The sequence below is a fragment of the Variovorax sp. J31P207 genome (genome assembly GCF_030316965.1).
GTDB classification, from domain to species: Bacteria; Pseudomonadota; Gammaproteobacteria; order Burkholderiales; family Burkholderiaceae_C; genus Variovorax; species Variovorax ginsengisoli_B.
The window spans coordinates 142,191-167,857 of sequence record NZ_JASZYN010000005.1 but is presented as its reverse complement, the minus strand read 5'-3'; the positions used below and the strand labels follow the sequence as shown (position 1 = coordinate 167,857).

Below are 25,667 nucleotides of genomic sequence, written 5' to 3'. Positions count from 1 at the left end.
ATCAGAATTGGAAATAGAGGAAGGGGCTGTAGGAGCCCAGCTTCGAAACGCAGACGCCCAGCAGGTACACCGTGAAGGCGGCCATCAGCGCCGTGAACACCCAGGCCAGGCGCGGCCGGCCGGCCAGCGCCTGCAGCTGCGGCACCCAGCGCTGCAGCGTGATGGTCGGCGGCATCACCAGGCAAATGAACAACCCGACCAGCAGCGTATGGAAGAAGTCGTTCTTGCGGTAGGGCACGCCGCCGAGCTCGCTGAACACCGAATCCGAGGTGCCGTGCAGCCCGAGCATGGCCTGGTAGATGGTGGTCGCGGCGTGCATGCTCTCGGCCCGGAACACCACCCAGGCGATCATCACGCAGACGAAGGTCAGCAGCCAGCCGAGCAGGCGTGCCAGCCTGCCGGGCTTGGCGTTGCGGCGCACCTTGGCGTTCCAGAGGTGGTTGACCATCAGGAAGAAGCCGTGCAGTGCGCCCCAGATGACGAAGGTCCAGGCGGCCCCGTGCCACAGGCCGCCCAGCAGCATCGTCAGGAACAGGTTCAGGTAGCGGCGCGCCGGTCCCTTGCGGTTGCCGCCCAGCGGCACGTAGAGGTAGTCGCGCAGGAAGGTCGACAGCGAGATGTGCCAGCGGCGCCAGAACTCAATGATGTTGGTCGACTTGTAGGGCGAATTGAAGTTGAGCGGCAACTGCACCCCGAGGCACAGCGACAGGCCCACGGCCATGTCCGAGTAGCCCGAGAAGTCGAAGTAGATCTGCAGCGTGTAGGCCAGCACGCCGACCCAGGCGGTGCCCATGGTCGGCGTCAGGCCCTTGTGGACGCCGTTGAACATCAGGTCGGCGTACTCGCCCATCGGGTCGCCGATCAGCAGCTTCTTGGCCAGCCCGAAGACGAAGATCGCCAGCCCGAGCGCCACCTTGTCCAAGTCGACCCGGTAGGTCGCCGGATTGGCGAACTGCGGCATCATCTGCGCGTGGTGCAGCACCGGGCCCGCGATCAGATGAGGAAAGTAGGTGACGAACAGCACGTAATGCACGAAGCTGCGCTCGTGTACCTTGCCTTGCCAGCAATCGACCAGGAAGGCGATCTGCGTGAAGGTATAGAACGAGATCCCGATCGGCAGCGCGATGTGCAGCATCGAGATCGGCGAGTAGCCCGCGGCCAGCAGGCCGTCGTTGACGTTGGCGACGAAGAAGTTCGCGTACTTGAACACCGCCAGCACGCCCAGGTTGACCACCAGCGCGAGCACCAGCATCTTCTTGCGGCCGGGGTCGGTGCGTCCGGGGCCGGGGGTCAGGCGCAGGCCGGCCCAGTAGTTGAAGCAGATCGAGCCCAGCAGCAGCGGCAGCGCCTGGACACTCCACCAGCCGTAGAAGAACAGGGAGGCGAGCGCCAGAAATCCGGCGGCGGCCCGTGCGTTGCGCTTTCCGATCAGGAAGAACCCGACCAGCACGATCGGGAAGAAGAAAAAGATGAACGCGTACGAATTGAAAAGCATCTTGGGGGAGGGCTGTCTCGCGGGGTCGAAACGCACGCCGCATTCTTGTTGTCGGGCGCACGCGCGCCGGCGGACCGGAGATTATCGCGTGTCCGCGACGGCCCAGCGATCCCAAAGACTCCGGACTTCGAGGGAGAGTTCCGCCAGCGACATGGTCTCGTTGAAGATCAGCGCATCGGCGGCCGCGCGCCGCAGGCTGCGTTCGGCCTGCTGCGCGATCACGGCGCGGACCGCTTCCGGCGCCCAGCCGGAACGTGCCACCACGCGATGCAGCTGCACCGCCTCGGAAGCGTCCACCACCAGCACGCGATCGACGATGGCGCGCCAGCGCCTGGACTCGACCAGCAGGGGCACGTCGAAGACGAGCGTCTGGCCGGCCGCCGCGGTCGCCGCCTGCCGTTCGCATTCGACCCCGATCAGCGGATGCAGGATGGCTTCGAGCCGGCGTTTGGCGTCCGGGTCCGCGAACACGAGCTCGCGCATCCGCGCCCGGTCGAGGCCGCCGTCGGCCGCGATCACCGAAGGGCCGAACTCGGCCTCCAGCGCCGGCATGGCGGCGCCTTGCGGCTGCGCCACCGCCCGGGCGATCGCATCGGTATCGACCAGCTTGGCGCCGAGCCCGACCAGCAGCGACGCGACGGTGCTCTTGCCGCTGCCGATGCCGCCGGTCAGGCCGATGCGCATGGTGCGCCCGCCCTTCAGAGCCCGACCGCGCGCAGGATCGCGTCCGGGCCGAAGATCATGGCCGTGAAGCCGGCAGCGGCCAGGAAGGGCCCGAAGGGCACGTAGCCGCCTTCGCGCAGGCCGCTGCTGAACTTGAGCGCGAGCCCGACCACCACGCCGATCACCGACGCCATCAGGATGATCGGCACCAGCGCCTGCCAGCCGAACCAGGCGCCGAAGGCCGCGAACAGCTTGAAGTCGCCATAGCCCATGCCCTCCTTGCCGGTGGTCAGCTTGAACAGCCAGTAGATGGCCCACAGCGACAGATAGCCGGCCACGGCGCCCCAGACCGCATGGGCGAGGGGCACGCCGGTGAAGCCTGCGATCGATGCCAGCAGGCCGCCCCACAGCAGCGGCAGGGTGATGTCGTCGGGCAGCAGCGTGGTGTCCCAGTCGATCAGCGCCAGCGCCAGCAGCGCGGCGGCGAAGGCGCACCAGGCCAGCGCGCCGTACTGGCCGGGCATGCGCCAGACGCACCAGGCGAACAGCGCACCGGTCAGCAGTTCGACCACCGGATAGCGCAGGCCGATCGACGCCTCGCAGGAAGAGCAGCGCCCGCGCAGCACCAGGTAGCTCAGCACCGGAACGTTCTCGTACCAGCGGATCACGTGGCCGCACTGCTGGCAGCGCGAATGCGGCACCATCAGGTTGAAGGGCTCGACGGCGGGCGCTGCCGCCGCGTCGCCGTCGGCGAGGCTCGCGCATTCGGCCGCCCACTGCCGCTCGAGCATCTTGGGCAGCCGGTAGATCACGACATTGAGAAAACTGCCGATCATGAGCCCCAGCACGCCGGCCAGTGCGGCGTCCACCCCCTGCGACACCAGCATCAGACGACCTGGCCGAGCTTGAAGATGGGCAGGTACATCGAGACCACGATGCCCCCGATGATCACGCCCAGGAAGACGATGATGATGGGTTCCATCAGGCTCGACAGGCCGGCGACCATGTCGTCGACTTCCGACTCGTAGAAGTCGGCCGCCTTGCCCAGCATGTGGTCGATCGAGCCTGATTCCTCGCCGATCGCGGTCATCTGCAGCACCATCGACGGGAACAGGTTGGCGTTGGTCATCGCGGTGGTCAGGCTGGTGCCGGTCGACACCTCCTGCTGGATCTTGGTGGTCGCTTCGGCATAGACCGAGTTGCCCGAGGCGCCGCCCACCGAGTCGAGTGCCTCGACCAGCGGCACGCCGGCGGCGAACATCGTGGCCAGGGTGCGGGTCCAGCGGGCGACGCAGGACTTGTCGATCAGGGTGCCGAAGATCGGCAGGCGCAGCAGCAGGCGGTCCATGACCTTCTGCACCCGTTCGTTGCGCTTCCAGGCCTGCAGGAAGAAATAGATGCCGCCGCCGATCACGCCGAAGATCAGCCACCAGTAGGAGACGAAGAATTCGCTGATGCCCATGACGATCAGGGTCGGTGCGGGCAGGTCGGCGCCGAAGGAGGTGAACACCTGCTTGAAGGCCGGGATCACGAAGATCATGATGATCGCCACCACCACGAAGGCCACCACGATGACCGAGGTCGGGTACATCAGCGCCGACTTGATCTTCGACTTGATCGCCTCGGTCTTCTCCATGTAGGTGGCCAGGCGGTCGAGCAGGTCTTCCAGGATACCGGCCGCCTCGCCGGCCTCGACCAGGTTGCAGTAGAGGCTGTCGAAGTACTTCGGGAACTTGCGGAACGCCGCCGAGAGCGAGGTGCCGGTCTCGACGTCGCTGCGGATGTCGTTGAGCAGCTTGGCCACGCTCGGGTTGGCATTGCCGCGGCCGACGATGTCGAAGGCCTGCAGCAGGGGCACGCCGGCCTTCATCATGGTCGCCAGCTGGCGGGTGAAGATCGCGATGTCCTTGGGCTTGATCGCCTTGCCCGAGCGCATCCGGCGCTTCTTGATCTTGGTCGTGAGGATGCCCTGGCGCCGCAAGGCGGCCTGCACCTGGTTCTCGCCGGCGGCGCGAACTTCGCCGCGCACGGTCTTGCCGTTGCGGTCCTTGCCTTCCCACTCGAAGACGAATTCCTTGACCGTCCGGGACGATGCTGTTGCCGTTGCCATGGGATCTCCGCTTCTCCGTGTGCTGGTGCTGCTGCTGATGCGTGCGAATCGACGCGTTCTATTCGTTGGTGACGGCCAGCACTTCTTCGAGCGAGGTCAGCCCCTGCATGACCTTGCGCAGGCCCGACTGGCGCAGCGACCTGACGCCCTCGGATTCGGACTGCTTGGCGATATCGAGCGAGGTGCCGTCGCGAAGGATGATCTTCTGGATCTCCTCGGTGATCGGCATCACCTGGTAGATGCCGACGCGCCCCTTGTAGCCGCCGTTGCAGGCCGAGCAGCCCACCGGGTGGTAGGGCTTCCAGGAGCCGTCGAGGTCGCTGTCCTTGAAGCCGGCGTCGAGCAGCGCCTGCCGCGGCACCTCGGTCGGCGCCCGGCACACGGTGCAGAGCCGGCGCGCCAGCCGCTGGGCGGTGATCAGGATCACGCTCGAGGCGATGTTGAAGGGCGCGATGCCCATGTTGCGCATCCGCGTCAGCGTGGTGGGGGCGTCGTTGGTGTGTAGCGTCGAGAGCACCAGGTGGCCGGTCTGCGCCGCCTTGATCGAGATGTCGGCGGTTTCGATGTCGCGGATTTCGCCGACCATGATGATGTCGGGATCCTGGCGCAGGAAGGCCCGCAGCGCGGTCGCGAAGGTCAGGCCGGCCTTGTCGTTGACGTTGACCTGGTTGACGCCCGGCAGGTTGATTTCGGACGGATCCTCGGCGGTCGCGATGTTCACGCCGGGCTTGTTGAGCAGGTTCAGGCAGGTGTAGAGCGACACCGTCTTGCCGGAGCCGGTCGGCCCCGTGACCAGCACCATGCCGTAGGGGCGGCCGATGGCCGTGAGCAGACGTTCTTTTTCGTCGGCGTCGTAGCCGAGCGCGTCGATGCCGAGGCGGGCGCTGCTCGGGTCGAGGATACGGATCACGATCTTCTCGCCGAACAGCGTGGGCAGCGTGCTGACCCGGAAGTCGATCACGCGCTCGGGACCGATCTTGAGCTTCATCCGGCCGTCTTGCGGAATCCGCTTCTCGGAGATGTCGAGCCGGGAGATGACCTTGATGCGCGAGGCCAGCTTGTCCTTGATGACCGTCGGCGGGCTGGCGATCTCGCGCAGCTCGCCGTCGATGCGAAAGCGCACGCGGTAGTTGTGCTCGTAAGGTTCGAAGTGGATGTCCGAGGCCCGCATGCTGAAGGCATCCAGCAGCATCTTGTGCAGGAACCGGACGACCGGCGCGTCCTCGACTTCGGCCACCGCCGGGTCGTTGCTTTCGCTCGAGGTGTCGGCCGAGACTTCGTCGAACTCGAATTCGGTGCCGATGATGCTGTCGATGGTCTCGGAGGCGCTCACCGCCGCCGCCTCGATCATGCGGGAGAGCTTGTCGTACTCCGCGATGACCCAGTCCACGCCCATCTGGGAGGCGAACTTGATCTTTTCGGCCGCTTGCTGGTCCGAAGGATCGGCTGTTGCGACAATGAGACGATTGTTACGCTTGCTGAGCACCACGACCCGGTAGGCCTGGCACAGCTTGGGGTCGAGCAGGTCCTTGGGCAGACGCTGGGAGTCAATGGCGTCGAGGTCGAGCAGCGGGGCGCCGAAGGCGCTCGACAGCGTGTGCGCCAGGTCGGCCGCCGACACGGCGCCGGTGCCGGTCAGCTCGGCAATGAAACTGGTCCTGCCGCTCAGGGACTTCTGGTAGATGTCTTCGGCCGTCTTGGCCGGGAGCTTTCCGGCCGAAACCAGTGCGCGCGCAAGCCCTGGAAGGGCGATCGGCGAGCTGTCTTTGACGAGGGGTTCGGCTGCGGCCATTCAACGAATGTAAGAAACGTGAAAATTTGCTTCACGATCATCGCTGATCGCCCAAGCGCTGTAAACCGCTGCGCGGCAACGGTTCCGCGGAGCATTTGGCAATTACAGCCCTGAAAGGCTGATGGGGGTGAGAGGGTCGGACCTCCTTGCACTGCCCTGCTCCAGGGGCCCGCTGCCTGAGTCAATGGGCAAACCCTGTGCAATCGACGCACCGGAGACTTAGCGTAGCACAGCGTCCAGGGACGCCGAAAGGGCTGTTGCGGGGATGCCGCACACCGGATGAAGGTGCAGAGGATTCGAAACGACCTAGCCGTTGCCTGCGTGCTCGGCAGGCGGTCCACGTTGCATGGACGCCAGAAAAGTCGACTTGATTCAAGAATTGGTCGGGGTGAGAGGATTCGAACCTCCGGCCTCTACGTCCCGAACGTAGCGCTCTACCAGGCTAAGCTACACCCCGATGGTGCTGATTGCGAGAACAGTGACGCGACCGTGGCGTTCACTCGGGTGAGTTGATCGTCAGGCGCGCCGCTCAAGCAGCTGAGCCGCTAATTGTAGCAAAGCCGCGGAGTGCGGATTTGCAGAAAAACCACGAAGCGCGTCGATCGCGCGTTGCGCCTCGGCGGCAGCGGCGGCGCGCGTGGCTTCCAAAGCGCCGGTTTCGCGCACGATGGCGACGATCTGCGGCAGTTGCGTCGTGTCGCCGGCCTCGATGGCGCCGCGGATCAGCGCCTGCTGCGCCGCCGTGCCGCGCTGCATCGCGAGGATCAGCGGCAGCGTGGTCTTGCCCTCGCGCAGGTCGTCGCCGACGTTCTTGCCGGTTTCGCTGGCGTCGCCGGCGTAGTCGAGCACGTCGTCGATGACCTGGAAAGCCGTGCCCAGCGCCTGCCCGTAGGTGGCGCAGGCTTCTTCGACGTCCGGCGGCACCCCGGCCAGCACGGCGGCGAGCCGCGTGCTGGCTTCGAACAGCTTGGCGGTCTTCGAGCGGATGACGCGCAGGTAGGCGTCCTCGTCGAGGGTGGCGTCATGCATGTTCATGAGCTGCAGGACTTCGCCCTCGGCGATCACGTTGGTCGCCTCCGCCAGGATCTGCATCACGCGCACGTCGTCGGCGTCCAGCATCATCTGGAAGGCGCGCGAGTAGAGGAAGTCGCCGACCAGCACGCTTGCCGGGTTGCCGAAGGATTCGTTGGCGGTCGGGCGGCCGCGGCGCAGCGTGGACTCGTCCACCACGTCGTCATGCAGCAAGGTGGCGGTATGGATGAACTCCACCACGGCCGCCAGGTTGAAGCGCTGCTCGCCGCGATAGCCCAGGGCGCCCGCCATCAGCAGCAGCAGCGCCGGACGCAGCCGCTTGCCGCCGGCGGAGATGATGTATTTCGAGACTTGGCTGACCAGCGGCACGCCTGTGTCGAGCCGACGTGCGATCACGAGATCGACGCTGTCCATGTCGTCGGCGATCAGGCTGAGAACGGCGGCGGCGGGGGAGGTGTCGGCGGCGTGAACTGACAAAGGCAAGGGCGCTTGCGCGCAGCAGGAGGTGCGACGATGGCGCTGGCGGCCGTGGAGGCCGGATGGGCCGGAAGCTGTCGATTATAGGGACGGCCGGCCCGGTCCCCAGGCGGCCCTGGCATGCCATGTGGCGCAAAACGGCCGGAGTGCTATAATCGTGGGCTCTACGGAATTCGCCGTGGAGCCATCTTTTCCCAAGAGGTCAATAATGTACGCGGTCATAAAAACCGGCGGCAAGCAGTATCGCGTTGCTTCCGGCGAAAAAATTAAAGTAGAACAGATTGCTGCGGACGTGGGCCAGGAAATCGTGATCGATCAGGTGCTCGCAGTCGGAACCGGCAGCGAAATCAAGGTCGGTACGCCCCTGGTATCCGGCGCCACGGTGACGGTCACGGTCCTGTCGCACGGCAAGCACGACAAGGTTCGCATCTTCAAGATGCGCCGTCGCAAGCACTATCAGAAACGTCAAGGCCATCGCCAGCAGTTCACCGAACTGCAAATCGGCGCGATCGCCGGCTAAGGAGCACATTCCATGGCACAGAAAAAAGGCGGCGGCTCAACGCGAAACGGGCGCGATTCCAAGCCCAAGATGCTCGGCGTGAAGCGCTTCGGCGGCGAACTGATCAGCGCAGGCTCGATCATCGTGCGCCAGCGCGGTACCCAGTTCCACCCCGGCGTCAATGTCGGCATCGGCAAGGACCACACGCTGTTCGCCCTGGTCGAAGGCACCGTTTCCTTCGGCACCAAGGGTGCACTCAACAAGCACACGGTCAACGTGACGCCGGCGTAAGCCAGTCACTTCGACCCGATCGGAGCCCCGCTTTGCCGGGGCTTTTTCATTTTGTAGACTGACTGACTGGACATCTCATGAAGTTCGTGGACGAAGCCTTCATCGACGTCGCCGCTGGCGACGGCGGCAACGGCTGCGTGTCGTTCCGCCATGAGAAGTACAAGGAGTTCGGCGGCCCGAACGGCGGCGACGGCGGACGTGGCGGCCATGTGTTCGCAGTCGCCGACTCGAACCTGAACACGCTGGTCGACTTCCGCTTCTCGCGCCGCCACGACGCCAAGCGCGGCCAGCACGGCATGGGCTCCGACATGTTCGGCGCCGCCGGCGAGGACATCACGCTGAAGATGCCGGTCGGCACCATCATCTCGGACGCCGAGACCGGCGAGGTGCTCTACGAACTGCTGACGCCCGGGGAGGTCATCACGATCGCCAAGGGCGGCGACGGCGGTTTTGGCAACATGCGCTTCAAGAGCGCGATCAACCGGGCGCCGCGGCAGAAGACACCCGGCTGGCCGGGCGAAAAGAAAAACCTCAAGCTCGAACTCAAGGTGCTGGCCGACGTCGGCCTGCTGGGCATGCCGAACGCCGGCAAGTCGACCTTGATCAGCGCCATCTCCAACGCGCGTCCGCGCATCGCCGACTATCCGTTCACGACCCTGCACCCGAACCTGGGCGTGGTGCGCGTCGGGCCGGAGCAGAGCTTCGTGGTCGCCGACCTGCCGGGCCTGATCGAAGGCGCCTCCGAAGGGGCGGGCCTGGGCCATCTGTTCCTGCGCCACCTGCAGCGCACCCGGCTGTTGCTGCACGTGGTCGACCTGGCGCCTTTCGACGAGGGTGTTGACCCGGTCGCCCAGGCCAAGGCGATCGCCGGCGAGCTCAAGAAGTACGACAAGGCGCTGTACGAGAAGCCGCGCTGGCTGGTGCTGAACAAGCTCGACATGGTGGCCGACGACGAGCGGGCCGCGAAGGTCAAGGATTTCGTCAAGCGGCTGCGCTTCAAGGGGCCGGTGTTCGAGATCTCCGCCCTCACGCGCGAAGGCTGCGAGCCGCTGGTGCAGGCGATCTACCAGCACGTCAAGGCGCAACAGGTGGCCGAGCAGCCGCCGGTCGAAGTCGATCCACGCTTTCCCGATCTCCAGCCATGAGTTCGACTTCCGGCTCCACCGTCTTGCGCGATGCGCGCCGCATCGTCGTCAAGGTGGGTTCCAGCCTCGTGACCAACGAGGGGCGCGGGCTCGACGACGCTGCCATCGGCGAATGGTGCCGGCAGCTTGCGGCTCTGGTGCGCGATGGCCGCGAGGTCGTGATGGTGTCGAGCGGCGCGATCGCCGAGGGCATGAAGCGCCTGGGCTGGCGCACCCGCCCGCACGAGATCCACGAACTGCAGGCCGCCGCCGCCGTCGGCCAGATGGGCCTGGCGCAGGTCTACGAGACCAAGCTGCGCGAGAACGGCATGGGCAGCGCCCAGGTGCTGCTGACCCACGCCGACCTGGCCGATCGCGAGCGCTACCTCAATGCGCGCTCGACCCTGGTGACCCTGCTGGCACTGGGCGTGGTGCCGGTCATCAACGAGAACGACACGGTGGTCACGGACGAGATCAAGTTCGGCGACAACGACACGCTGGGCGCGCTGGTCGCCAACCTGGTCGAGGCCGATGCACTGGTGATCCTGACCGACCAGAAGGGCCTGTTCACGGCCGACCCGCGCAAGGATCCGGCTGCCCGTTTCGTCGACGAGGCGGCCGCCGGCGACCCCGAGCTCGAAGCCATGGCCGGCGGCGCCGGCAGCAGCATCGGGCGCGGCGGCATGATCACCAAGATCCTGGCGGCCAAGCGCGCGGCGGGTTCCGGCGCCTCGACCGTGATCGCCTGGGGCCGCGAGCCCGACGCCCTGCTGCGCCTGGCGCGCGGCGAGGCGATCGGCACCCTGCTGGTGGCCCAGACGGCCAAGCACCAGGCGCGCAAGCGCTGGATGGCCGACCATCTGCAACTGCGCGGCGCGGTCCTGGTCGATGCCGGCGCGGCGGCCAAGGTTCGCGGCGAGGGCAAGAGCCTGTTGCCGATCGGCATGACGGGCGTGGAAGGCGAGTTCTCGCGCGGCGACGTGATTGCCATCCGCGATGCCCTGGGCGTCGAGCTCGGGCGCGGACTGGCGAATTATTCGAGCGCCGAGGCGCGGATGCTGTGCCGCAAGCCCTCGTCGGAGTTCGAGCGCCTGCTGGGCTATGCGGCCGAGCCGGAGATGGTGCACCGCGACAACATGGTGCTGCTGCAGGGCTGAGCGCCCCGCGGGGCGCCAGTTACTCGACTTCGCGCACCGGCGCCTTCAGGACCCGGATCATCTCGCCGACCGAGCCCCGCGGGGCATCGCCGCGGCACAGGGCCTGCGCCGCCAGCGCCTTGGTGTAGATCGAGTTGCGTTCGCTCAGGCGCTTCCATTCGGGCGCCGGCGTCGGGTCCCAGGCGCCGTTGGTGAAGCGCGCGTAGCTCTTGTATTCGGCCGTGGCGCAGCGAAGCCCCTCGTAGTAGGCGTTGAGCGCGCCGCCCTCCTTGTGGGTGGCCACCACCACGTAGCGGACCACGCCGTCGCCGGTGATCTTGATGGTCGCCGGATCGACGCCGAACTTCAGCGTCATGTAGGGCGGCATGGTGATCGGGACCAGCTTGTTCAGGTCGAACGCCGGCGGCGGCGGCGCCTCGGTTTCCTTCCAGTCGACATCGCCGAACACCTGAGCCTGGGCCAGGCTGGCGGCGCCCAGCGCGCAGGCCAGCAGCAGCGCGCGGCCGGCGCGGCTAGCGGGGGAAGTGGGACGGGTCGTTCGTCGAGGCAGGATCGTTGGCAAGATTGGCATTCGGGTTGGGATCGAAGCTGGCGCCGGGCGGCAGCTCGAAGGTCGGTTCGTGGCCCGCGCCGGGCGGATGGCGCTCGAATTCACGGGCCCGCACATTGCTGCGCAGGAAGCGGTTGCGGAAATCCTGCCGAGGCAGGTAGCGGGCGAGTTCGGTCAGCGCCATCTCGTAGACGCCGCGCTTGAACTCGACCACGACGTCGAGCGGGACCCAGTAGTCGTGCCAGCGCCAGGCGTCGAACTCCGGGTGGTCGGTGGCGCGCAGGTTCAGATCCCAGTCGTGACCGGTCAACTGCAGCAAATACCAGATCTGCTTCTGGCCCTTGTAATGGCCTCGTGCGTCTCGGCGGATGAACCGATCCGGCACCTCGTAGCGCAACCAGTCGCGGGTACGGGCGACGATCCGCACATGCTCCGGATGGAGACCTACTTCCTCGTGCAGTTCCCGGAACATGGCTTGCTCGGGACTTTCGCCGCGATCGATGCCGCCTTGCGGAAACTGCCAGGAATGGGTGCGGATGCGTTTGCCCCAGAAAACCTGGTTTCTCTGGTTGAGCAGGATGATGCCGACGTTGGGCCTGAAGCCGTCCCGGTCGAGCATAATCAAACCCCAATTTTTTGAACTGAGTCGATTATGCATGCCGGGTTGCGCACGGCAAGCGACCGGTTCCAGGACCCCCCAGGACCTGCCCTCCCGACCACCCGTTCCAGCCCCCTGCGAGACCGATGAAAGCTTCCCGATTCTTTATCTCCACCCTCAAGGAAGCGCCCGCCGATGCCGAGGTCGCCAGCCACCGCCTCATGATGCGCGCCGGCATGATCAAGAAGCTGGGCACCGGCATCTACACCTACATGCCCATGGGCTTGCGCGTGATCCGCAAGGTCGAGGCCATCGTGCGCGAGGAAATGAACCGGGCCGGCGCGGTCGAACTGGCGATGCCGGTGGTGCAGCCGGCCGAGATCTGGCAGGAAGCCGGGCGTTTCCAGGGCTACGGTCCCGAGCTGCTGCGCATCAAGGACCGGCATGACCGCGATTTCGTGATCCAGCCGACCAGCGAGGAGGTCGTGACCGACATCGCGCGCCAGGAGATCCGCAGCTACAAGCAGCTGCCAAAGAATTTCTACCAGATCCAGACCAAGTTCCGGGACGAGCGCCGGCCGCGCTTCGGCCTGATGCGCGGGCGCGAGTTCATCATGAAGGACGCCTACAGCTTCGACCGCGACCTCGACGGCGCCAAGGCCAGCTACAAGATCATGTCGGACGCCTACCGCCGGGCCTTCGACCGCTTCGGCCTGCGCTACCGGGCGGTGGCGGCGGACAGCGGCGCCATCGGCGGCGACGTCAGCCAGGAGTTCCAGGTGATCGCCGCGACCGGCGAGGATGCGATCGTCTACTGCCCCGACAGCGACTACGCCGCCAACATGGAAAAGGCCGAGGCGCTGGCGCCCGCCGGCCCGCGTCCTGCGGCCGCAGATGCGCTCACGAAGACGCCGACGCCCGGCAAGGCGACTTGCGAGGATGTCGCCGCGCTGCTCGGCGTGCCGCTGGCGACCACCGTGAAGTCGCTGGTGCTGGCCACCGAGCAGCTGGACGCCGCCGGCAACGTCCAGAAGGTGACGGTCTGGCTGCTGCTCTTGCGCGGCGACCACGACATGAACGAGATCAAGGTGAGCAAGGTGCCGGGCCTGGACCAGGGCTTCCGCTTCGCCACCGTGACCGAGATCGAAGACCATTTCGGCTGCAAGCCGGGCTACCTGGGCCCGCTCAACCTCAAGCAGCCGGTCAAGATCGTCGCCGACCGCGAAGTCGCGGTGATGGCCGACTGGATCTGCGGCGCCAATGAAGTCGACTTCCACCTGACCGGCGTCAACTGGGGGCGCGACCTGCCCGAGGCCGATGCGGTGGCCGACCTGCGCAACGTGGTGGCCGGCGACGCGTCGCCCGACGGCCGAGGCCTGCTCGCGATCGAGCGCGGCATCGAGGTCGGCCATGTGTTCGTGCTCGGCACCAAGTACAGCAAGCCGATGAACGCCACCTTCCTCGACGAGGCCGGCAAGCCGCAGTTCCTCGAGATGGGCTGCTACGGCATCGGCATCACGCGGCTGCCGGCGGCGGCGATCGAGCAGAACAACGACGAGCGCGGGATCATCTGGCCGGACGCGATCGCGCCGTTCACGGTGGTGGTCTGCCCGATCGGCATGGACCGCAGCGCCGAGGTCAAGACGGCGGCCGAGGCCCTCTACGAGCAGTTGCTCGCGGCCGGCGTCGACGTCCTGCTCGACGACCGCGGCGAGCGCCCGGGCGCGATGTTCGCCGACTGGGAGCTGATCGGCGTGCCGCACCGGGTCGTGATCTCCGACCGCGGCCTCAAGGAAGGCCAGCTGGAATACCAGCATCGCCGCGACACGGCGGCGACCAAGGTGCCGGCGGCCGGCATCGCCGACTTCATCGCGGGCCGCCTGGCGGCGGCCTGAGCCGACGGCCTTGAAAGCGCCCGGCCTTTCCCGCCGTCTGTGCCTCGGCGGCGCGGCCGCGGGTGCGCTTTCGCTGGCGCTGCCGAAGAGCGCCCTGGCCGGGGCGCAGATCGAGGAGCCGCTGATCGACTCGGTGCGCACCGCGCTGAACTCGGCGATCCAGAACAAGGCGCCGCCGATCCCGGAATTCGGCGACACCGAAGCGCGCATGGCCTACCTGCGCTGGCTCGGCGCCATGAGCGAGCGGCTCAAGAAGAAGCTGACCGACTGGCCGACGCGCAAGGAATTCCTGCAGACCGTCTGGTACGAGGCGCGGCGCTCCGGCCTCGATGTCAGCCTGGTCATGGGGCTGATCCAGGTCGAGAGCAACTTCCGCAAGTTCGCGGTGTCCAGCGCCGGTGCCCGCGGCTACATGCAGGTGATGCCCTTCTGGACCCGCGTGATCGGCGACAGCGACCCGTCCAAGCTGTTCCACATGCAGACCAACCTGCGCTTCGGCTGCGTGATCCTGCGCCACTACCTGGACCGCGAGCAGGGCGACCTGTTCATGACGCTGGGTCGCTACAACGGCAGCCGCGGTCGCTCGCCGTATCCCGACGCAGTTTTTTCCAACCAGCGCCTCTGGGTGTTCAAGGACCGGCCGCTGGACTGACGGCCGGGCCCGGGCGCGCGCCCCGGGTCACCATCACCTGGTCGATGCGGTAGCTGTCGACGTCCATCACTTCGAAGGTGTAGCCGGCCCAGCTGACGCTGTCGGTGCGCTTGGGCACCCGGCGCAGCATGACCATCAGGAAGCCGGCCAGGGTCTCGTACTCGTCGTCGTGCGGCAGGCGCTCGATGTCGAGCGCGCGCTGCACGTCCTGGATCGGCGTCACGCCGTCGATCAGCCAGGAGTTCTCGTCGCGCCTGACGATCTGCTGCTCCTCGTCCTGGGCGCCGACCAGGTCGCCCATCACGGTGCTCATGACATCGTTGAGCGTGATGACGCCGACCACCAGGCTGTATTCGTTGACGATGATCGCGAAGTCCTCGTGGGCCTGCTGGAACTGCTCGAGCACTTCGGTCAGCGAGAGCCGGTCGGGAATCACCAGGGACTTGTGCAGCGGCAGGCCATGGTCGAAGGACAGCGGCTGGCCGCTCAGCACGCGCTGGAACATGTCCTTGGCGTCGACGTAGCCGAGCACGTGGTCGATGTCGCCCTCGCACACCGGGTAGGCGGAGAAGGGCTCGGCCACGATGCGTGCGCGCAGCACCGATTCGGGGTCGTCGCGCAGGAACCAGGCGATGCGGTCGCGCGAGGTCATCACGCTGCTGACCAGCCGGGTGTCGAGCTCGAACACGTTGGCGATCACCTGCTGCTCGCGCACCGCGAGCACGCCGGCCCGGGCGCCGGCCTCGGTCATCGCGAGGATGTCGGCCGAGGTGATCTTCTCGTCGCGCGCGAGCGGCATGCCCAGCAGCTTGAAAAGCAGGTCGGTCGTGACCGTGAACAGCCAGACCAGCGGCTTGAAAGCGGTGATCAGCACCTGCATCGGCCCGACCATGCGCACCGCCAGCAGTTCCGGGCTGCTCATGCCCAGGCGCTTCGGGAACAGGTCGGCGAACACCAGGAAGACCGAGATGATGGTGATGAAGGAAGCCAGGAAGGCGGCGGTCTGCGCCGCGTCAACGCTGAGCCAGAGTCCGAACAGGCGGGCGAAATAGGGGCTCAGCGCGCCCTCGCCGACGACGCCGCCGAGGATCGCGACCGCGTTCAGGCCGATCTGCACCACGGTGAAGTAGTGGCCCGGCTGTTCCTGGACGCGCATCACCCGTTCGGCGCGCGCATCGCCTTCATCGGCCATCTGGCGCAGCCGCAGGCGGCGCGAGGCCGCCAGCGAGATCTCGGCCAGCGAGAAGAAGGCGCTGGTCGCGATCAGCGCGACGATGATCAGGAGGCTCTGTGTCAGGGTCATGGTGCGGTCGATGAAGACCGCCATGGTGCCATGACCGGCAACTGCCCCGTTATTGGACGAAGCCGATCCGGCTTCTCGCCGCGTTGATCCGGGGCAGGTCGTCGACCCGGACCTCGTCGCGCCCGGCCAGGCGGGCATTGCCGAAGCCGGTCATGAGGGCGCGCCGCATCTCGCGCGGCGCCAGCGTGGCGAGCTGGTCGAGCACGTCCGGTGCGGGCTCCACGGCCAGCAGCCGGCCCCAGTCGTGGTCGCCGCGGATCGCGTCGTAGAGCTGGCGCGCGATCTGGCGTGCCGCCTCGGGCGAGGGCGATTCGATCTCGAACACGTTCATGCGGTTGAGGATCGGTTCCGGGATGCCGCGCGCGTCGTTCGCGGTCGTGATCCAGATCACCTGGCTGGCGTCGATGGCGACCTCGGCGAATTCGTCGACGAAAGCGTGCGCGGTGTCGTGTTCGAGCAGGTTGTAGAGCGCCCCCAGCGGGTCGTACTGGCTGTCGCTGCCGGCCTTGTCGATCTCGTCGACCACCATCACCGGATTGGCGTACTGGCCCTCGACCAGCGCCTCGAACACCTTGCCGGGCTTGGCGCCCTTCCACTGCGAGGAAGCGCCCGAGAGCAGCCAGCCCGCGGTCATGGAGTTCATCGGCACCAGCGACATCCCGGTGCCCAGCAGATCGGCCAGCTTCTTCGCGAAATGGGTCTTGCCGATGCCGGGCGCGCCGAGCAGCAGCATCGGCGTGACCTCGAGGCCGTCGCGGCTGTCCTGCGCCAGGGCGACATGGCGCCGCACGTCGTCGAGGACTTCGGTGAAGTTGGGCAATTGGGCGTAGAGCGACGCCATCTCGGGCACGCCGCTCGGCTTGACCTGGAACCGGTCGGGGCCGCGCTCGAGCATGCGCTCGTAGGTGGTGCGAAGGTGTTCGTGCTCGCGCTCGGGGAGCTTGGCGAGCTTGCGCTCGACGTCGTGCGTCTGGAACACGCTGCGCAGGTTGGCGACCGGCAGCTGGAACGACGGCGATGCGGGGACGAGACTGCGGGAATCCATGGACACCTCCGGTTTCGAACACTCTTTGGACAGCATAAGCCGTGCCCGGGTTCGCCGGATGTCTACGTTTTCTCGCTTTGCCCTGTTTTGGGGGTCTGTCGCGCGCCGATCACACGCCGCCGTGCGGATGGGTCGGGTCGACCCACAACACCGATTCGGGCTTTTCGGCCGGCTCGATGTCGAGGTTGACCGCCACCGCCTGGCCGTCGCTGCGGCACAGCACGCATTCGAGCGCCTCGGTCTCGCTGGCGTTGATTTCCTGGTGCGGCACGTAGGGCGGCACGTAGATGAAGTCGCCCGGGCCGGCCTCGGCCGTGAATTCGAGCTGCTCGCCCCAGCGCATGCGGGCCCGGCCGCGCACCACGTAGATCACGGATTCGAGATGGCCGTGATGGTGGGCGCCGGTCTTGGCGTTGGCGTGGATGGTGACGGTGCCGGCCCAGAGCTTCTGGGCCCCGACGCGCGCGAAGTTGATCGCGGCGGCCCGGTTCATGCCCGGCGTCTGGGCGGTGTTGGTGTCGAGCTGGTTGCCGGGGATCACGCGCACGCCGTCGTGCTTCCACGCCGGCTCGGCGTGTCCATGATCGGCGTGGTCGTGGCTCATCGCCGTGGGGAGGCTCAGGCCGGGCTGCCGTTGAGCATCTGCTGCAATTCGCCGGATTCGTACATTTCCATCAGGATGTCCGAACCGCCGACGAATTCGCCCTTGACGTAGAGCTGGGGGATGGTCGGCCAGTTGCTGTATTCCTTGATGCCCTGGCGCACTTCGGCGTCGTCCAGCACGTTGACGGTCTTGAGCGTGCGGGTGTCGACACCCACGGCCTTGAGGATCTGGATCGCGCGGCCCGAGAAACCGCACATCGGGAAACTGGCATTGCCCTTCATGAAGAGCACGAGGTCGTTGCTCTTGACGAGATCGTCGATGCGTTGCTGGGTATCGGACATGGGGAACTCCTGGAAATTGGATTGGGCGGATTATTTCACTGTGCGCCGGATTCCGCCCGAGCAGCGCGCGATGCCGGCGAGGTCGTCGCGGCTTTGGACCTCGGAGAAACCGCCTGCGGCCAGCAGCTGCCGCACCGCGTCGGACTGGTCGTAGCCGTGTTCGAGCAGCAGCCAGCCGCCCTCGGCCAGGTGCTCCGGCGCCGCCCGGACGATGCGGCGGATGTCGTCCAGCCCGTCGGCCCCGGAGACCAGCGCCCGCAGCGGCTCGTGGCGCAGGGCGGCCAGGTGCGGGTCGCCGGCCACGATGTAGGGCGGGTTCGAGACGATCAGGTCCAGCCCGCGGTCGGCGCCGTCCAGCCAGTCGGCCTGGGCGAAGCGCACCGGCAGGCCGAGCCTTGTCGCATTGGCGCGGGCCACGGCCAGGGCGTCGGCGCTGGCATCGACCGCCGCCACCCGGGCGTCGGGCCGCGCATGCTGGATCGCCAGGGCGATCGCGCCGCTGCCGGTGCCGAGGTCGAGCACGGCCGGGGCCGGCCGGCCGTCCAGGCATTGCAGCGCCCATTCGACCAGGGTCTCGGTGTCGGGACGCGGCACCAGCACGCGGGCGTCGACCTGCAGGCCCAGGCCGTGGAACTCCTTCTCGCCGACCAGGTAGGCCACCGGCTCGCCGGCGAGGCGGCGCTCGCACAGCCGCTCGAAGGCCTGCCAGGCGGCGTCCGGCAGGGGGTCGGTGTCATGCGCCAGCAGCCAGGCGCGCTCGCTGGCGGCGCGGCCCAGCGCATGCAGCAGCAGCAGTTGGGCGTCGAGACGGTCGATGCGAAGCGCGGCCGCCGCGGCCAGCATCTGCGCCGGGGTCGAGGGCCGGTGTTCGGGCGGAGGGGTCACGCCGGCAGACTGGCTTCGAGCTCGGCCAATTGCTCTGCCTCGCGCGCCGCCTGCAGCGCCGCCAGCACGTCGCCGAGGTCGCCTTCCATGATCGCCAGCAGCTTGTAGAGCGTGAGGTTGATGCGGTGGTCGGTGAGCCGGCCCTGCGGGAAGTTGTAGGTGCGGATGCGGTCGGAGCGGTCGCCGGTGCCGATCAGGCCCTTGCGCATGGCGGCGTCCTTGGCCGCGCGCTCGCTGCGGTCCTTTTCCTGGATCCGCGCCGACAGCACCTGCAGCGCCTTGGCCTTGTTGCGGTGCTGGCTGCGGTCGTCCTGGCATTCGGCCACGATGCCGGTCGGGATGTGGGTGATGCGCACCGCCGAATCGGTCTTGTTGATGTGCTGGCCGCCGGCGCCGCTGGCGCGGTAGGTGTCGATGCGCAGGTCGGCCGGATTGATCTGCACCGCCTGCGCCTCGTCGGGCTCGGCCAGCACGGCCACCGTGCAGGCGCTGGTGTGGATGCGCCCCTGCGTTTCCGTCGCCGGCACGCGCTGCACCCGGTGGCCGCCGGATTCGAAGCGCAGCTTGCCGAACACGTCGTCGCCGACGATCCGGATCACGACTTCCTTGTAGCCGCCGAGCTCGCTCTCGCTTTCGCTGACGATCTCGCAGCGCCAGCCGGTGCGCTCGGCGTAGCGCGTGTACATGCGCAGCAGGTCGCCGGCGAACAGCGCCGATTCGTCGCCGCCGGTGCCGGCGCGGATCTCCAGGAAGGCGTTGCGGGCGTCGTCCGGGTCCTTGGGCAGCAGCAGGCGCTGCAGTTCGTCGTCGAGCTGCAGCAGCTCGGCCTCGGCGGCGGCGATCTCCTCCTGCGCCATCTCGGCCATCTCGGGCTCGTCGAGCATCTCGCGGGCGCTGGCCAGGTCGGCCTCGCGCTGCAGGTAGCGGCTGTAGCGGCCGGCCACCTGCGTCACCTCGGCATGCTCGCGCGAGATGGTGCGGTACTGCGCCATGTCGGACATGATGTCCTCGCGCGAAAGCAGGAAGTCGAGTTCGCCGAGGCGTTGCGCGTAGCGCTCGAGTTGGTGACGCAGGAAGGGTTTCACGGAGAAGGGGGCGTTGCGAATGAGAGGGGGCGCAGCCGATGCGCGGCGGCGGGCGTGGCGGCAGGCGGCGCCGCCGGGACGGCCAGCGTCGCTAACGCTCTTTGCGCGGTTCGTTGCGCAGGAACAGGCGCGAGATCGTCTCTGCCGTCTGCTCGCGGGCCGCGGCATCGCCGGCGTGGAGCTCGGCCATCGCCCCGTGCAGCATCTTCTGCGTCAGGCCGCGCGACAGGGCTTCGAGCACCGCATCGACGTCCTCGCCCCGGGCCAGGAGCTTGCGCGCGCGGGCCAGTTCGGTGGCGCGCCATTCGTCGGTCTGGGCGTTGAGCTGGCGGATCAGCGGCACCGTGCCGCGCTGGTCGAGCCAGTGCATGAAGCTCTGCACGCCAGCATCGATGATGACCTCGGCCTGCGCCACGGCGGCCTGCCGGTTGGCGTGGCCCTGCTGGACCACCTGCGCCAGGTCGTCCACCGTGTAGAGATAGACGTCCTCGAGTGCCTTCACTTCGGGTTCGATGTCGCGCGGCACCGCCAGGTCGACCATGAACATCGGGCGGTGCCGGCGCACCTTGAGCGCGCGCTCGACCGCGCCCAGGCCGATCAGCGGCAGCGTGCTGGCGGTGCAGCTCACGACGATGTCGAACTCGGCCAGCCGGGCCGGCAGGTCGGCCAGCCGCATCGCCTCGCCGCCGAAGCGCGAGGCCAGCTTTTCGCCGCGTTCCAGCGTGCGGTTGGCGATCACGATGGATTTGGGCTGGCGGGCCGCGAAGTGCGTCGCCGCCAGGTCGATCATCTCGCCGGCGCCGATGAACAGCACGCGCGTGTGCCTCAGGTCCTCGAACAGCTGGCCGGCCAGGCGCACGGCGGCGGCGGCCATGCTGATCGAATGGGCGCCGATCTCGGTCGCGGTGCGCACTTCCTTGGCGACCGCGAAGGAGCGCTGGAACAGCTGGTTCAGGGTGCTGCCGAGGGCGCCGGCGGTTTCGGCGGCGCGCACGGCGTCTTTCATCTGGCCGAGGATCTGGGGCTCGCCGAGCACCATCGAATCGAGCCCGCTCGCGACCCGGAAGGCGTGGCGCGCGGCGTGGTCGTCGTGCAGGGTGTAGGCGTGCGAGCGAAGCAGGGCCGGCGAGACGCCGCCGCTGTGGGCCAGCCAGTCGACCGTGTGCTCGAGCGCGACCTGGTCGGCGGCGCAGTAGATCTCGGTGCGGTTGCAGGTCGAGATGATCGCGGCCTCGACGCCGGGATGGCGGTTCGAGCCGAAAGAATGGCGCAGGCTGTGCAGCGTCGGGGCGATCTGGTCGATGGCGAACGCGAAACGACCGCGCAGGTCGAGCGGCGCGGTCGTGTGGTTCAAGCCGAGGGCCCAGACTGACATAGCCGCTGATTATAAAATGAGCAAGGCCCAGACCACCCGCGGCCGGAAAAAAGGCCGCAATCCGATCGGCGACCCCCTGACATGGCACCGCTGGACCTTTTCAACCACCTGCTCAATTTCGTCGCGCCGGCCTTTGCGGTCGGTTTCCTCTCGGCGCTGCTGGGCCGGTTGACGATGAGAAAGGCCGCCGGAACGCTGTCCTGGTGGCTTCAGGGCGCTATCAATTTCATAGTGGGCGTGGCCGTGCTGGCGGGCGGACTGGTCTTTTTCGGCCGCGACGGCAAGATGGCGACTTACGCGGCCCTGGTGCTGGCCTGCGCCACCAGCCAGTGGCTGGTGGCCGGCGGCTGGCGCCGTTCCTAGGTCGCCATACCGGGCAGAACGGGCGGCGGTGGTGGCGGCGCCACGGCCGCCGGCGCGGGCGGCCCGCCCGGATGGGGGGGCGCCCCCGGATAGGCCGCCATCGGCAGGTCGGCCGCGCGCAAGCCGTCCAGCATGGCGAACAGCACGTCGCTGCGCACGCCGCCGGCGAGCCGGGGGCTTTGCACGTAGGCCACCGCCTGGAAGATCAGGAAACCGACCTCCACACCCTCGAGCGTGACCGAGGGGGCCGGGCTCGCCAGCACGCCGGGATGGTCGGCGAACGCCGCCAGGATGACTTCCCGGGCCCGCGTCGCGTGGGTCGTGAGCGGCATCGGCAGGCGAATCAGCACCCGTCCCTCGGCATTGGCGAGGGTCATGTTGCGCACCGTCTTGGTGATGAACTCGGAGTTCGGCACGATCATGGTGGAGCGATCCCCCAGCTGGATCTCGGTGGCGCGGACGTTGATGCGGCGCACGTCGCCCTCGGCATTGCCCAGCACCACCCAGTCGCCGACCTTGACCGGCCGTTCGGCCAGCAGGATCAGGCCCGAAATGAAGTTCTGCACGATGGCCTGCAGCCCGAAGCCGATGCCGACCGACAGCGCGCTCGCCACCCAGGCGATGCGCTCGATGCCGATGCCCAGCGCCGAGAGTCCGAAGGCGACCACCAGGATGCCGCCCACGTAGCCGAGCAGGGTGGTGATCGAGCTCTGCATCCCGGGCTCGAGCCCGGTATGCGGCAGGTACCGCTGTTCCAGCCAGCGCTTGACCACCCGCAGCGCGATGAAGCCGACCACCAGCACCGTGACGGCGCTGATGATCGCGCTGGGCACCAGCTGGATCTCGCCGATCTTGATCCCGCCGCCGAACTTGCCGCTACGCTGGTAGACCTCGCCCGGACTGGTCCCCAGGGGCGTGGCGAGCGCGATCACCATGTAGAAGAACAGGATCACGCGGCTCAGGCCGGAGAGCACCACCGCCGCCTGGTCGAGCGTGCGCGGTTCCAGGCCGAAGCTCAACTGGAGCCGCTGGCCGAAATTGCTGCGCGACGACACCACCGACACGAACAGGTCGTCGGCGAACTTGAACAACACGTAGAAGGCCGCGGCCACGATGCCGGCCCAGGTAAGCTGGCTGGCCAGGAAGCTCGCCATGGCGACGTAGCCGATCGCCACCAGCACCCAGATGCCGATCAGGATCAACGTGACGGCGGCGAGCAGCACGCCGACCCACATCGGCCGCTCGTCGAGGCTGCCCCTGGGGGGTTCGGGCGCGACGACGGCCGGCGCCGGGCCCGGCGGGGCTTCCTTCGGCGGCGCCGCCGCGGGCGGCTCGGCCACCGGCGCGCCGTGCAGGCGCAGCAGCATCGCACCGATCATGGCGGTCAGGATCAGTGCCGTCATCACGTGGGTGGCGACCACCGCGGCGAAGCTGGCCTCGACCACGGCGTTGACCTGGGTCGGCGCCCAGACCACGATCGCCACCAGCGCCATGATCCAGGGGAAGGGCGCGAGCCGTTCCGCCATCGGGTCGGAGATCGGCGGCAACCGCCACGAGGGACGACCGTTGGACAGCAGCGCGCGCCCGAGCCCGACCACGAAGGCGATGAAGATGCTGGACTGGACCACGCTCTGCGCCAGCTTGCGGGTCTGCGGACCCCAGACGCCATGGTTGTCGAACACGGAGAACGCACCTTGCGCGGCCACGCCGACCAGCACCATGTTGGTGGTCACTATCGCGATGACCAGCAACGAGCGCCGCAGCCGCCCGGGCGGCAGGAAGCTCGCGGCGAACCGGGCCAGCGCGCGTTCGGCCAGCCAGTTGCCCAGCAGCGCCAGCAGCAAGGCCGCGGCCAGCGTGCCCAGCACCGGGGCGGCGTGGCCCGGGCTGCGCGCGGCCTCGAAGCCGCTCTCGAACTCGGCGCCGAGCCTCTCGAGCCGCACGACGTCGCCGGACCAGGCGTCGGCGATGTCTTCCCAGAACTCCCGCCCGAGCGGCGAGGGCGCGCGTTCGGTCAACTGGGCCTCGAACAGGGCGCGGCGCTTGTTTAGCAGGTCGTTGGCGCGTTGCTGCGCATCCACCGACACCAGCCGCGCCAGCCGGATATCGGCATCCAGCGCATTGCGTTCTCGTGTCAGCGCCGTCCGGCGGCGGGTGATGTCGGGGTTCTCGGTGGTGCCCGCGGCGGGCGCGTTGCCGAGCTCGCCGAGCCGCGCGTTCATGTCGTTGAGCTCGCCGGTGCGCGCGGCGATGAACTTGTCGGTCGAGACGCTGATGGCGTTGAGCTGCTCGACCATGCCGCGCACGTCGGCGCTGGTCTCCACCGAGGACGGGACCGCTTCGAGCTGGCTGCGCAGCGAGGCCACCGTCGGGGAGGAAGCGGGCGCTGCGGGGTCCTGTGCCCAGGCGCCGGCGCCGCACAGCGCGACAGCCAGCAGGAGGGCCGGGAGACGGAGGAGCCAGCGCATGGGCTTCATCATAAAAGCCGTCGGGCCGGATCGATGTCGGCCGAGGGCGCGCTCAGGCCGGCGCCGGGCCGGCATTCAGGCCGGACTGAAGCGATCGACGCGGTCGGTGATGATGCCATCGGTGCCGAGCGCGAGCAGCCGTTCGGCCGCCCATTCGTCGTTCACGGTGTAGCTCAGCGCCCGCAGGCCGGCGGCATGCACCTGCGCCACGGTGGTGGCGTCCCACAGCGCGTAGTTGCAGACCACCGCGACGCAGCCGAGCGCGAGCGCGGTGGCTAGCCAGCCCGCGGGCAGCGTGTCCAGCAGCAGGCCGCGCGGCAGTCCCGGCTGGGCGGCGAGGGCGCCGCGCAGGGCGTCCGGGGCGAAGGAGGTCAGGAAGGGCGGCGGCTGGGTCGGGTCGGTCCAGAGCCGCGCCGCGTGACTGGCGACGAGTTCGCCGGTGCGGCGCTCGGTGCCCGGTGTCGGCTTGATCTCGATGTTGAGCGCGTGGCGGTTGGCCTGGCAGAAGCGGATCAGGCCCTCGAGGCTGGCCAGCGGCTCGCCGGCGTAGCGCCGCGAGTGCCAGGCACCGGCATCGAGCTGCGACAGCGCCGCCCACGGCAGCTCGCCGGCGACCCCGCGGCCGTTGCTGGTGCGCTCGAGCGTCGCGTCGTGCAGCAGGAAGGGCACGCCGTCGGCGCTCAGCTTGGCGTCGCATTCGAACATCCGGAAGCCATGCTCGGCGCCGAGGCGGAACGCCGCCAGCGTGTTTTCCGGCGCCAGCTTGCCGGCACCGCGGTGGGCGATCCAGCGCGGGTAGGGCCAGTCGGTCATGGGCTTCGTTTTCCGGAGCCGGCGTCGAACCAGTGCAGCTTGTCCTGGCGGGCCGCGATCTTGACGGTGTCGCCGGCGACCGGCGGCGGCTGGCCTTCGTCGACCCGCATGATCAGTTGTTCCTCGCCGATGCGGCCGTAGATCAGGCGCTCGGCGCCCAGCAGCTCGACATGCTCGACCTGCACCGACCAGCCGCTGGCGTCCAGGCTCAGGTGCTCGGGCCGGATGCCGAGGATCATGCCGGGACGCACGCCCGGCGCGTGCCGCAGCAGGTTCATCGGTGGCGAGCCGATGAAGCTGGCGACGAAGGTGGTCGCAGGACGCGAATAGACCTCCTCGGGCGTGGCGAACTGGTCCATCACGCCGCCGTTCATCACGATGATCCGCTCGGCCAAGGTCATGGCCTCGACCTGGTCGTGGGTGACAAAGAGCGAGGTGATGCCGAGCTCGCGGTGCAGCTTCTGGATCTCGAGGCGGGTCTGGGCGCGCAGCTTGGCGTCCAGGTTCGACAGCGGCTCGTCGAACAGGAAGACCTTGGGCTGGCGCACGATCGCACGGCCCATGGCGACGCGCTGGCGCTGGCCGCCCGACAGCTCGCGCGGCTTGCGCGCGAGCAGGTGGCCGAGCTCGAGGATGCCGGCCGCCTTGTCGACCCGGGTCTTGATCTCCGGCACCGGCACCTTGGCGATCTTCAGGCCATAGGCCATGTTGTCGAACACCGTCATGTGCGGATAGAGCGCGTAGTTCTGGAACACCATCGCGATGTCCCGCTCGGAGGGCTCGAGGTTGTTGACCACGCGGTCGCCGATGCGGATCTCGCCGGCGCTGATTTCTTCCAGCCCCGCGACCATGCGCAGCAGGGTCGACTTGCCGCAGCCTGAGGGGCCGACGATGACGACGAACTCGTGGTCGGGGATCTCGGCGCTGACGCCGTGGATGACCTGGTTGGCTTTCGGGCCGTGGCCGTAGCGCTTGATGACGTTGCGAAGTGAGAGGGCAGCCATATCTAGTCAGTTGGAGGCAATGGGTGGACCGGGGAGGGCGGGCGGG

25 protein-coding genes and 1 tRNA gene are annotated in these 25,667 nt (G+C 68.0%); 7 read left to right on the top strand and 19 right to left on the bottom strand.

The annotated features are described in order from the left end of the window. Position 1 precedes the first annotated feature (1 nt). The 7 genes from QTI68_RS18675 to QTI68_RS18645 all read right to left on the bottom strand — a co-directional run bounded on the left by QTI68_RS18675 (position 2) and on the right by QTI68_RS18645 (position 7,569). Positions 2–1,495 carry an MBOAT family O-acyltransferase gene (locus tag QTI68_RS18675; RefSeq protein WP_286523427.1) on the bottom strand — a complete coding sequence of 498 codons (1,494 nt, stop codon included), beginning with the start codon at positions 1,493–1,495 and terminating at the stop codon, positions 2–4. Positions 1,496–1,576: 81 nt separating this feature from the next. Then, positions 1,577–2,179 carry a dephospho-CoA kinase gene (gene coaE, locus QTI68_RS18670; protein WP_286523426.1) on the bottom strand — a complete coding sequence of 201 codons (603 nt, stop codon included), beginning with the start codon at positions 2,177–2,179 and terminating at the stop codon, positions 1,577–1,579. 14 nt (positions 2,180–2,193) lie between these two features. Beyond that, entirely contained in the window at positions 2,194–3,045 is an 852-nt protein-coding gene (locus QTI68_RS18665; protein ID WP_286523425.1) for a prepilin peptidase, read from the bottom strand. Further along, complete coding sequence (locus tag QTI68_RS18660) at positions 3,045–4,268, bottom strand: type II secretion system F family protein (RefSeq protein WP_286523423.1); 1,224 nt, start codon at positions 4,266–4,268, stop codon at positions 3,045–3,047. Before QTI68_RS18660 ends, QTI68_RS18665 begins: the two co-directional genes overlap by 1 nt. Positions 4,269–4,326: 58 nt before the next feature. After that, a complete protein-coding gene (pilB, locus tag QTI68_RS18655; RefSeq protein ID WP_286523421.1) occupies positions 4,327–6,060 on the bottom strand; it encodes a type IV-A pilus assembly ATPase PilB in 1,734 nt (577 codons plus the stop codon). A 380-nt stretch (positions 6,061–6,440) separates the two neighbouring features. After that, positions 6,441–6,517, bottom strand: a tRNA-Pro gene (locus QTI68_RS18650). Between the two features lie 59 nt (positions 6,518–6,576). Then, positions 6,577–7,569 (bottom strand): polyprenyl synthetase family protein, encoded by a 993-nt coding sequence (locus QTI68_RS18645; protein ID WP_286523961.1) that lies wholly within the window; start codon positions 7,567–7,569, stop codon positions 6,577–6,579. A gap of 208 nt (positions 7,570–7,777) precedes the next feature. Here QTI68_RS18645 and rplU point away from each other — a divergent pair, with 208 nt between their 5' ends. From rplU to proB, 4 genes are all read left to right on the top strand, one after another. Beyond that, on the top strand, positions 7,778–8,089 hold the full coding sequence (gene rplU, locus QTI68_RS18640) for a 50S ribosomal protein L21 (RefSeq protein WP_286369298.1): 312 nt from the start codon (positions 7,778–7,780) through the stop codon (positions 8,087–8,089). Positions 8,090–8,101: 12 nt separating this feature from the next. Next, a complete protein-coding gene (rpmA, locus tag QTI68_RS18635; protein ID WP_286369136.1) occupies positions 8,102–8,359 on the top strand; it encodes a 50S ribosomal protein L27 in 258 nt (85 codons plus the stop codon). Positions 8,360–8,436: 77 nt separating this feature from the next. Next, complete coding sequence (gene cgtA, locus QTI68_RS18630) at positions 8,437–9,504, top strand: Obg family GTPase CgtA (RefSeq protein WP_286523420.1); 1,068 nt, start codon at positions 8,437–8,439, stop codon at positions 9,502–9,504. Continuing rightward, positions 9,501–10,640, top strand: coding sequence for a glutamate 5-kinase (gene proB / locus QTI68_RS18625; protein ID WP_286523419.1), 1,140 nt, complete (start codon positions 9,501–9,503; stop codon positions 10,638–10,640). Before cgtA ends, proB begins: the two co-directional genes overlap by 4 nt. A 19-nt stretch (positions 10,641–10,659) precedes the next feature. On the opposite strand, the gene QTI68_RS18620 is transcribed toward proB, so the two are convergent. Then, positions 10,660–11,211, bottom strand: a complete 552-nt coding sequence (locus QTI68_RS18620; protein WP_286523418.1) for a CNP1-like family protein — start codon at positions 11,209–11,211, stop codon at positions 10,660–10,662. Next, a complete protein-coding gene (locus QTI68_RS18615; RefSeq protein WP_286523959.1) occupies positions 11,153–11,809 on the bottom strand; it encodes an RNA pyrophosphohydrolase in 657 nt (218 codons plus the stop codon). Before QTI68_RS18615 ends, QTI68_RS18620 begins: the two co-directional genes overlap by 59 nt. 125 nt (positions 11,810–11,934) lie before the next feature. Between QTI68_RS18615 and QTI68_RS18610 the strand changes: the two genes are divergently transcribed. Next, positions 11,935–13,683: a proline--tRNA ligase gene (locus QTI68_RS18610; RefSeq protein ID WP_286523417.1), complete on the top strand. Its 1,749-nt coding sequence runs from the start codon at positions 11,935–11,937 to the stop codon at positions 13,681–13,683. 10 nt (positions 13,684–13,693) lie between these two features. Then, complete coding sequence (locus QTI68_RS18605) at positions 13,694–14,335, top strand: lytic transglycosylase domain-containing protein (protein WP_286523416.1); 642 nt, start codon at positions 13,694–13,696, stop codon at positions 14,333–14,335. On the opposite strand, the gene paeA is transcribed toward QTI68_RS18605, so the two are convergent. The 7 genes from paeA to hemA all read right to left on the bottom strand — a co-directional run bounded on the left by paeA (position 14,313) and on the right by hemA (position 20,973). Continuing rightward, on the bottom strand, positions 14,313–15,638 hold the full coding sequence (paeA, locus tag QTI68_RS18600; RefSeq protein WP_286523415.1) for a polyamine export protein PaeA: 1,326 nt from the start codon (positions 15,636–15,638) through the stop codon (positions 14,313–14,315). The two genes, QTI68_RS18605 and paeA, sit on opposite strands and share 23 nt — an antisense overlap. A 49-nt stretch (positions 15,639–15,687) precedes the next feature. After that, entirely contained in the window at positions 15,688–16,683 is a 996-nt protein-coding gene (locus tag QTI68_RS18595; protein WP_286523414.1) for an AAA family ATPase, read from the bottom strand. Between the two features lie 109 nt (positions 16,684–16,792). After that, positions 16,793–17,287, bottom strand: a complete 495-nt coding sequence (locus QTI68_RS18590) for a cupin domain-containing protein (RefSeq protein ID WP_286523412.1) — start codon at positions 17,285–17,287, stop codon at positions 16,793–16,795. 14 nt (positions 17,288–17,301) lie between these two features. Then, positions 17,302–17,628: a Grx4 family monothiol glutaredoxin gene (gene grxD / locus QTI68_RS18585; RefSeq protein ID WP_286504878.1), complete on the bottom strand. Its 327-nt coding sequence runs from the start codon at positions 17,626–17,628 to the stop codon at positions 17,302–17,304. Between the two features lie 30 nt (positions 17,629–17,658). Further along, complete coding sequence (gene prmC / locus QTI68_RS18580) at positions 17,659–18,471, bottom strand: peptide chain release factor N(5)-glutamine methyltransferase (RefSeq protein ID WP_286523958.1); 813 nt, start codon at positions 18,469–18,471, stop codon at positions 17,659–17,661. A 38-nt stretch (positions 18,472–18,509) separates the two neighbouring features. Further along, positions 18,510–19,598 (bottom strand): peptide chain release factor 1, encoded by a 1,089-nt coding sequence (gene prfA, locus QTI68_RS18575; protein WP_286523411.1) that lies wholly within the window; start codon positions 19,596–19,598, stop codon positions 18,510–18,512. A 91-nt stretch (positions 19,599–19,689) separates the two neighbouring features. After that, on the bottom strand, positions 19,690–20,973 hold the full coding sequence (gene hemA, locus QTI68_RS18570) for a glutamyl-tRNA reductase (protein WP_286523409.1): 1,284 nt from the start codon (positions 20,971–20,973) through the stop codon (positions 19,690–19,692). Between the two features lie 81 nt (positions 20,974–21,054). Here hemA and QTI68_RS18565 point away from each other — a divergent pair, with 81 nt between their 5' ends. Beyond that, a complete protein-coding gene (locus QTI68_RS18565) occupies positions 21,055–21,336 on the top strand; it encodes a hypothetical protein (RefSeq protein ID WP_286523408.1) in 282 nt (93 codons plus the stop codon). On the opposite strand, the gene QTI68_RS18560 is transcribed toward QTI68_RS18565, so the two are convergent. From QTI68_RS18560 to ugpC, 3 genes are all read right to left on the bottom strand, one after another. Continuing rightward, a complete protein-coding gene (locus QTI68_RS18560) occupies positions 21,333–23,804 on the bottom strand; it encodes a DUF3772 domain-containing protein (protein ID WP_286523406.1) in 2,472 nt (823 codons plus the stop codon). The genes QTI68_RS18565 and QTI68_RS18560 overlap by 4 nt on opposite strands. A 75-nt stretch (positions 23,805–23,879) precedes the next feature. Beyond that, positions 23,880–24,617, bottom strand: coding sequence for a glycerophosphodiester phosphodiesterase (gene ugpQ, locus QTI68_RS18555; protein WP_286523404.1), 738 nt, complete (start codon positions 24,615–24,617; stop codon positions 23,880–23,882). Further along, a complete protein-coding gene (gene ugpC, locus QTI68_RS18550) occupies positions 24,614–25,621 on the bottom strand; it encodes a sn-glycerol-3-phosphate ABC transporter ATP-binding protein UgpC (protein ID WP_286523403.1) in 1,008 nt (335 codons plus the stop codon). The genes ugpQ and ugpC overlap by 4 nt, the downstream gene beginning before the upstream one ends. Positions 25,622–25,667 lie beyond the last annotated feature (46 nt).

Coding starts and splice junctions, on each gene's coding strand:
- QTI68_RS18675 (WP_286523427.1), bottom strand. CDS start 1,495: ATGCTTTTCAATTCGTACGCGTTCATCTTTTTCTTCTTCCCGATCGTG.
- coaE (WP_286523426.1), bottom strand. CDS start 2,179: ATGCGCATCGGCCTGACCGGCGGCATCGGCAGCGGCAAGAGCACCGTC.
- QTI68_RS18665 (WP_286523425.1), bottom strand. CDS start 3,045: ATGCTGGTGTCGCAGGGGGTGGACGCCGCACTGGCCGGCGTGCTGGGG.
- QTI68_RS18660 (WP_286523423.1), bottom strand. CDS start 4,268: ATGGCAACGGCAACAGCATCGTCCCGGACGGTCAAGGAATTCGTCTTC.
- pilB (WP_286523421.1), bottom strand. CDS start 6,060: ATGGCCGCAGCCGAACCCCTCGTCAAAGACAGCTCGCCGATCGCCCTT.
- rplU (WP_286369298.1), top strand. CDS start 7,778: ATGTACGCGGTCATAAAAACCGGCGGCAAGCAGTATCGCGTTGCTTCC.
- rpmA (WP_286369136.1), top strand. CDS start 8,102: ATGGCACAGAAAAAAGGCGGCGGCTCAACGCGAAACGGGCGCGATTCC.
- cgtA (WP_286523420.1), top strand. CDS start 8,437: ATGAAGTTCGTGGACGAAGCCTTCATCGACGTCGCCGCTGGCGACGGC.
- proB (WP_286523419.1), top strand. CDS start 9,501: ATGAGTTCGACTTCCGGCTCCACCGTCTTGCGCGATGCGCGCCGCATC.
- QTI68_RS18620 (WP_286523418.1), bottom strand. CDS start 11,211: ATGCCAATCTTGCCAACGATCCTGCCTCGACGAACGACCCGTCCCACT.
- QTI68_RS18615 (WP_286523959.1), bottom strand. CDS start 11,809: ATGCTCGACCGGGACGGCTTCAGGCCCAACGTCGGCATCATCCTGCTC.
- QTI68_RS18610 (WP_286523417.1), top strand. CDS start 11,935: ATGAAAGCTTCCCGATTCTTTATCTCCACCCTCAAGGAAGCGCCCGCC.
- paeA (WP_286523415.1), bottom strand. CDS start 15,638: ATGACCCTGACACAGAGCCTCCTGATCATCGTCGCGCTGATCGCGACC.
- QTI68_RS18595 (WP_286523414.1), bottom strand. CDS start 16,683: ATGGATTCCCGCAGTCTCGTCCCCGCATCGCCGTCGTTCCAGCTGCCG.
- QTI68_RS18590 (WP_286523412.1), bottom strand. CDS start 17,287: ATGAGCCACGACCACGCCGATCATGGACACGCCGAGCCGGCGTGGAAG.
- grxD (WP_286504878.1), bottom strand. CDS start 17,628: ATGTCCGATACCCAGCAACGCATCGACGATCTCGTCAAGAGCAACGAC.
- prmC (WP_286523958.1), bottom strand. CDS start 18,471: ATGCTGGCCGCGGCGGCCGCGCTTCGCATCGACCGTCTCGACGCCCAA.
- hemA (WP_286523409.1), bottom strand. CDS start 20,973: ATGTCAGTCTGGGCCCTCGGCTTGAACCACACGACCGCGCCGCTCGAC.
- QTI68_RS18565 (WP_286523408.1), top strand. CDS start 21,055: ATGGCACCGCTGGACCTTTTCAACCACCTGCTCAATTTCGTCGCGCCG.
- QTI68_RS18560 (WP_286523406.1), bottom strand. CDS start 23,804: ATGCGCTGGCTCCTCCGTCTCCCGGCCCTCCTGCTGGCTGTCGCGCTG.
- ugpQ (WP_286523404.1), bottom strand. CDS start 24,617: ATGACCGACTGGCCCTACCCGCGCTGGATCGCCCACCGCGGTGCCGGC.
- ugpC (WP_286523403.1), bottom strand. CDS start 25,621: ATGGCTGCCCTCTCACTTCGCAACGTCATCAAGCGCTACGGCCACGGC.